General features: G+C 49.4%; 7 protein-coding genes and 2 pseudogenes. 6 read left to right on the top strand and 3 right to left on the bottom strand.

Annotation, left to right across the window (positions count from 1 at the left end; genetic code table 11):
• Both AAC854_RS21040 and AAC854_RS21035 read left to right on the top strand, forming a co-directional pair.
• Positions 1 to 2,155, top strand: a 2,155-nt coding sequence (locus AAC854_RS21040) for an RHS repeat-associated core domain-containing protein (protein WP_340618797.1), incomplete at its 5' end; no start/stop codon positions are given.
• Between the two features lie 19 nt (positions 2,156 to 2,174).
• Entirely contained in the window at positions 2,175 to 2,513 is a 339-nt protein-coding gene (locus tag AAC854_RS21035) for a DUF7716 domain-containing protein (RefSeq protein WP_340618796.1), read from the top strand.
• A 71-nt stretch (positions 2,514 to 2,584) separates the two neighbouring features.
• Here AAC854_RS21035 and AAC854_RS21030 read toward each other — a convergent pair whose 3' ends face one another.
• Positions 2,585 to 2,791, bottom strand: coding sequence for a SymE family type I addiction module toxin (locus AAC854_RS21030; RefSeq protein ID WP_340618799.1), 207 nt, complete (start codon positions 2,789 to 2,791; stop codon positions 2,585 to 2,587).
• Between the two features lie 19 nt (positions 2,792 to 2,810).
• Here AAC854_RS21030 and AAC854_RS24425 point away from each other — a divergent pair.
• Together AAC854_RS24425 and AAC854_RS21020 are read left to right on the top strand one after the other, a co-directional pair.
• Positions 2,811 to 2,991, top strand: a pseudogene (locus AAC854_RS24425) (RHS repeat-associated core domain-containing protein); the annotation flags it as partial.
• Positions 2,992 to 3,433: 442 nt separating this feature from the next.
• The gene (locus tag AAC854_RS21020; RefSeq protein WP_340618794.1) at positions 3,434 to 3,910 is read left to right on the top strand and encodes a hypothetical protein; all 477 of its coding nucleotides are present in this window, start codon (positions 3,434 to 3,436) and stop codon (positions 3,908 to 3,910) included.
• Positions 3,911 to 3,962: 52 nt separating this feature from the next.
• On the opposite strand, the gene AAC854_RS21015 is transcribed toward AAC854_RS21020, so the two are convergent.
• Together AAC854_RS21015 and AAC854_RS21010 are read right to left on the bottom strand one after the other, a co-directional pair.
• Positions 3,963 to 4,277 carry a SymE family type I addiction module toxin gene (locus AAC854_RS21015; protein ID WP_340618798.1) on the bottom strand — a complete coding sequence of 105 codons (315 nt, stop codon included), beginning with the start codon at positions 4,275 to 4,277 and terminating at the stop codon, positions 3,963 to 3,965.
• Positions 4,278 to 4,364: 87 nt separating this feature from the next.
• A complete protein-coding gene (locus AAC854_RS21010; RefSeq protein WP_340618793.1) occupies positions 4,365 to 4,547 on the bottom strand; it encodes a hypothetical protein in 183 nt (60 codons plus the stop codon).
• A gap of 10 nt (positions 4,548 to 4,557) precedes the next feature.
• Here AAC854_RS21010 and AAC854_RS21005 point away from each other — a divergent pair.
• A pseudogene (locus AAC854_RS21005) lies at positions 4,558 to 4,641 on the top strand (hypothetical protein); the annotation flags it as partial.
• 22 nt (positions 4,642 to 4,663) lie between these two features.
• Positions 4,664 to 5,249, top strand: a 586-nt coding sequence (locus AAC854_RS21000) for a VasL domain-containing protein (protein WP_340618792.1), incomplete at its 3' end; no start/stop codon positions are given.

Here is a 5,249-nt window from a genome sequence, read left to right as displayed (position 1 = left end):
CCATGATCGCCACGGCAACCTGACGACATGGACGGATGCCCGCGGGGTGGCATGGGATCTGGAATACGGCCCCTTTGACCTGCCGGTGGCGCGGGTGGATGGCGAAGGCCATCGCTGGGCGTACCGCTACGACAAAAACAGCCTGCAGTTGATTGAAGTGATTAACCCGCTGGGTGAATGCTACCGTTACACGCTGGATGCGGACGGGCGGGTGGTCACGGAGACCGATTACGCCGGTACCCAGTGGCATTATGCCTATGACGGCAATGGCAACTGCACGGAGAAACGCGATGCCCTGGGGCAAATTACCCGATACCGGTATGATGACAATGGCCGCCTGACGGCGATGGAAACGCCGGAAGGCACCACGACCTGGCGTTATGACCTGATGGGGCGGCTGCTGGAAGTGGCGACACCGGGCACCCTCCCGCTGCGCTTTGAATATGACAGGCAGGGGCGGCGGGTAAAGGAGTATCAGGCGTACGGGCAAATCAGCCATGAATACCCGGATACCTTTACCCATCAGCGCACCGTGCTGGTGCAGGACGGGCGGGAATGGCAGACGGAGACGGGGGTCAACAAGGCCGGAGAACTGAAACGGCTCAGGATAAGCGGCGAGCATACCCTCAGCCTTGAACGGGATAAGGACGGGCAGGAGTGGCACCGCCAGTCAGATAAAGGCTTTATCCTGCGCCAGGCCCATGCCCTGATGGGGCAACTGACTGCCCAGCGTGCCGGGCGTAACACGGAGTTTTTTGCCGCCCATGAAGTGGCCGATATTCCCCAGCCGACACTGGCAGGCTTAGACCGGGAATATCGCTATGATGCGGCGCTGAATCTGGTGGCGGCGAATGATGAGCGGCACTGGCTGCGTTATGTGGTCAATGGCAATGGACAGGTGACCTCGGTCAGCGACGGCGAACGGTTGCGTGAGCATTATCAATATGATGGGGCAGGCTACCCTTCCCGACGTTTCGACGGCCTCAATGAGGTTGACGGGGAACGGCTCTACCAGCAAGGCCACCGGTTACGCCAAGTCGGGCAGCATCTGTTCGAGTATGATGATGCCGGCCGCATGACTGCCATGCAGCTCTGGCAGGAAGGGCATCGTCCGCAGCTCACCAAGTTCCGCTGGGACAGCCAGAACCAGTTGATTGGGATACAGACGCCGGGCGGCCAGCAGTGGGACTATCGCTACGATGCCTTCGGGCGGCGCACCGAGAAAACGTGTGAACAATCAGGCCAGCGCACGACTTACCTGTGGGACGGCGACGTGCCGGCCGAAATCCGGGAATACCGGCATAACCGCCTGCACTGCATCCGCCATCTGGTGTTTGATGGCTGGCAGTTGCTGGCGCAGCAGGTGCAGTTTTTTACCCTGAACCCGGAAAACCGCCATGAGCTTATTGCCGGAGACATCCAGACGCAGTATGCGGTGTGTGCCCCGACCGGGGAGCCACTGGCGTTGTTCGATGCCGCCGGACACCGGATCTGGCGCCAGCCGTCGCACAGCCTGTACGGGCTACGTCTGAGTGCATTGGGTGAAAATTCGGAATTGAATCCGGGTCTAAAATTTGCCGGGCAGTGGCTGGATGAAGAGAGCGGGCTGGTCTACAATCGGTACAGATATTATTCGCCGATGGCAGGGCAATATCTGACGCCTGACCCTATTGGGTTAGATGGGGGTGATAATCATTATGCCTATGCACCTAATCCATCGTCTTGGATCGATCCACTAGGATTAGCAAATCGCCCAGATAATGGAAAATATAATATCTTCTTTGATCATACTGTTGATGACGTGCATAGATATGCCAGTGATTCTGTTCAATTTAATAGAGCAAATAAAGTGTTTATTAATAAAATGAAAACAGATCCTGCATTTAGAAGAGATATGCTTGGACGTTATCCAGAATTAAGTACTTGGATGAATAAAAAAGGTGGTAAGTCAAGCAGTCCTTCGGGTTTAACGTGGCATCACCATGAAGATACGAATAGGCTTGTTTTAGTTGATCGTGGCGATCATAAATATAACCATGGCTTATATCATCCTACAGGAAATGGTGGTCGTGATATTTGGGGCGGTGGAGAGCAAGGACGACTAGGGAAACTTAATGGGAAAACAGGGATGCCGAAAAAATGCTCAAAACCTTAAATAATAAACAGGAGTCTATATGTTAGATAAGGATAAACAATACCATTTAGCAGATATTATCTCTGATATGAAAGATGTTGATTCAAGAGATGATGAGTTTTGCTTATATGGTATTAATGATGGAAAATTGGATAAAAATGGTAGTTATTACATCGCTGATTTTCCTGATATTGATGATAATGATGAAGAATTATTCCCACAAATAGTTGTAGAAAATGAACTGCACTATTTATATTCAGGGCAACAATTTGCGGATGTGATTGATACTGTTCTTGCGCAAAAGCCGTCTGCCACATTGGACGATTTTGTAGCAGCACTTAATTATTACACCGAACATGATGATTTTTTAGATTTTTGATATAAAAAAATCTCGATCATGGGAATAAATTAAGCCGGAAAGATCCCTGCGATCTTCCGGCTTTTTGATCATTATCCCGCCTGATAATCCCCAATCAGTTCTCGCATTTTCAATTTAATCTCACTGAGCTGGTCTTGCTGGCGCTGGTACTGCTGCTTGATGTTGCGGGTGTCATCGTTGTCAGGGATCAGCACTAAACAACCATCCATAATTTTGACGGTGAGTGTGCCGCCAATATCAAACCCGGCTGCCTTAAGCCACTGGCCTTTAAGATGGATTGCAGGCGGTGCGGTGGCCTTGTCATTTGCCGGGCAGTGGCTGGATGAAGAGAGCGGGCTGGTCTACAATCGGTACAGGTATTACTCGCTGGTTGCCGGGCAATATCTGACGCCTGATCCGATCGGGTTAGTGGGCGGGGAAAACCTATACGGATATGTGCAGAATCCGACAGGATTTATTGATCCACTAGGACTATCGTCAAAGAAATGTGGAGGAGAGTCGGGTGATCCTGTTTTAGGGCCTCATGGCACTTTGAAAAAGGATCGGATTAATCCGGGACAATCCCACCATTTGAACCAAGATGCAGCTTACCGTAGTGTCATTCCTCATAATGATGGAGCAGCAATTAAGTTAGAAGGTAATGCTTTCTCGCAGCCAGGAACTCCTCACTATGAAGCGCATAAGTCGCTTGAACAGTTCTGGAATAAATTTAGAAGAGGCGGAGAACTTGAAGGTCAGAGGCCTACTAACATTCAATACACTCAGGCACTCAAACATTCATTAGAAGCGGCGGGATTATCATCTAAACAAGTTATGCAGGCCGTTAGGTATAGTATACAAAATAGGATACAGCACCTAGCCTTCGGTGGAATGAAAGTACCTCGAATTCCAGGAAGAATAAATCAGAGAAAACCAAAATTATGAAAATATCTAGTCAAGCAATGAACAAGCTTCTATCTATAAATTGGTTTTATAGTGTGGGAAAGGACATTAATGTACCCAACTCTATATTGGTGAAAAATTCTACTGATGCAAATGAATACATCTCTTCGCCAGAATGGGAAGATGTAACATTGCAAGAATCCAACGAAATATCAGATTTTTTAGCTCAAAAATATTCTGAGATATACCAATATTGGAATGATCTGGCTATCGAGGCTAAGTCTTTTATTAATAATGAGATAATTAAAAATCTTCCTGATATAGATGGAGTTGATCCAATCTTGTTGTCTCAGTGTGTTAGGTGGGATCTTATGCACTATTTAATAGAAGATACGTATAAAGAAAAACTAATAAGGCCGTTATTTTTTGCCGGATTAGTTGATATATACGAAAGTGGTCACTTGCCATGTGGTTGGAATGGAGAGTGGCCAAATGGTAACTTAATCGTTTATTAATTCATTCAAGTAAAGCCGGAAAGATCCTCATGATCTTCCGGCTTTTTTATCATCAGCTTGCCTGATAATCCCCAATCAGTTCCCGCATTCTGAGTTTGATCTCACTGAGCTGGTCTTGCTGGTACTGTTGCTTGATGGTGCGGGTGTCGTCGCTGTCAGGAATGAGCACCAGACAGCCGTCCATAATCTTGACCGTGAGGGTACAGCCCTTATCAAACCCGGCGGCCTTAAGCCATTGCCCTTTAAGGTGGATTGCAGGCGGGGCTGTGGCCCTGTCGTTTTGCGGCACGTATCCCACGGTGTAATAACGTTCTGTTTTTGTAGCTTTATTTACCGCGCGGTTTTGCTTAGAATGCGCTTTAGCCATCATTCAACTCCTGTTTAGTTGTTTTTGGTTAGCGGTTTTATCGTGTTGGTAGCACGATAAAACCGCGTTCAGATTTCATTGCCTACCTTATCGCCACCATGTGTAACTTTCCATCACCAAACTCTGCCTTTGCGAGGCTACTCGCAAAATAATCACTGTATATACATCCATTGCAAGAGAGTGTGTTAATGCACTTAGTAAACTCTCTTTTTCGCCGAAAATACCTACCATATCATTCACAATGGCAACATGTTCAATATAGATTGTCATATTTTTAATCATGACCAAAATCGATCTGCTGCATGGTTTCGAAGCGATGTACCAGTCACTGGATTGCAAACTGCGCGGCCCAATTTTGGGGGTGACGTTCAGCCTCAACAACCACGATGAAAAAGCGTGGCACAGTGAGCTGGAACAGTTCTGGAAAGCTGGAAAAACCCCGGCAGGCCGCCAAACCGGTGTCACAGCCGGTACAGATGCCGCCTTTAGTCTATCTGTCCCAACAATCGGAAGCGGAACAGGAAACCGCGTCGCCCCCGCCGCGCACTGACAGCCCGCCCGCCGCCGGGCACCAGCAGCGGGTTCACGTCCAATTTCCTGAACAGCCGCCGAAAGGGTTAAGCGTGTGGCAAGGGTTTGGCCTCGGGGCTTTATTGGGGTTACTGGTTTTGGTGGGCAGCGGGCTGCTGTTCTACAAACCGCTGCAACAGCAACTCAACGCCATCACGGCCCAGCCCGCAGGGGCCCGGCTGTACCGGCCCGAACTGGAAAAGTATCAGCACCAGCTGGACCGGATAGCGGAAACCCCCGTGCTGGCAACATGGGAAGCCGCCCGCACCCTGAAAGGCACGGCAGAGCAGTATTGGCCCGCGTCACCAAGCCAGCGGCACATCACCCGCCAGTGGGAACAGGAAATGGCCGCGCGTATTGACAGTATCCCCCTGAAAGGGAACTGGCATACCACCCGCGACC

It is taken from the genome of Xenorhabdus entomophaga (genome assembly GCF_037996725.1).
GTDB classification, from domain to species: domain Bacteria; phylum Pseudomonadota; class Gammaproteobacteria; order Enterobacterales; family Enterobacteriaceae; genus Xenorhabdus; species Xenorhabdus khoisanae.
Note: the sequence above shows the minus strand (reverse complement) of the source record. Positions and strands in the feature narration are given on the sequence as shown.

What these genes read in the sequence shown, in the direction of transcription:
- AAC854_RS21035 (WP_340618796.1), top strand. Translation starts at nt 2,175, where the DNA reads ATGTTAGATAAGGATAAACAATACCATTTAGCAGATATTATCTCTGAT.
- AAC854_RS21020 (WP_340618794.1), top strand. Translation starts at nt 3,434, where the DNA reads ATGAAAATATCTAGTCAAGCAATGAACAAGCTTCTATCTATAAATTGG.
- AAC854_RS21015 (WP_340618798.1), bottom strand. Translation starts at nt 4,277, where the DNA reads ATGGCTAAAGCGCATTCTAAGCAAAACCGCGCGGTAAATAAAGCTACA.
- AAC854_RS21010 (WP_340618793.1), bottom strand. Translation starts at nt 4,547, where the DNA reads ATGACAATCTATATTGAACATGTTGCCATTGTGAATGATATGGTAGGT.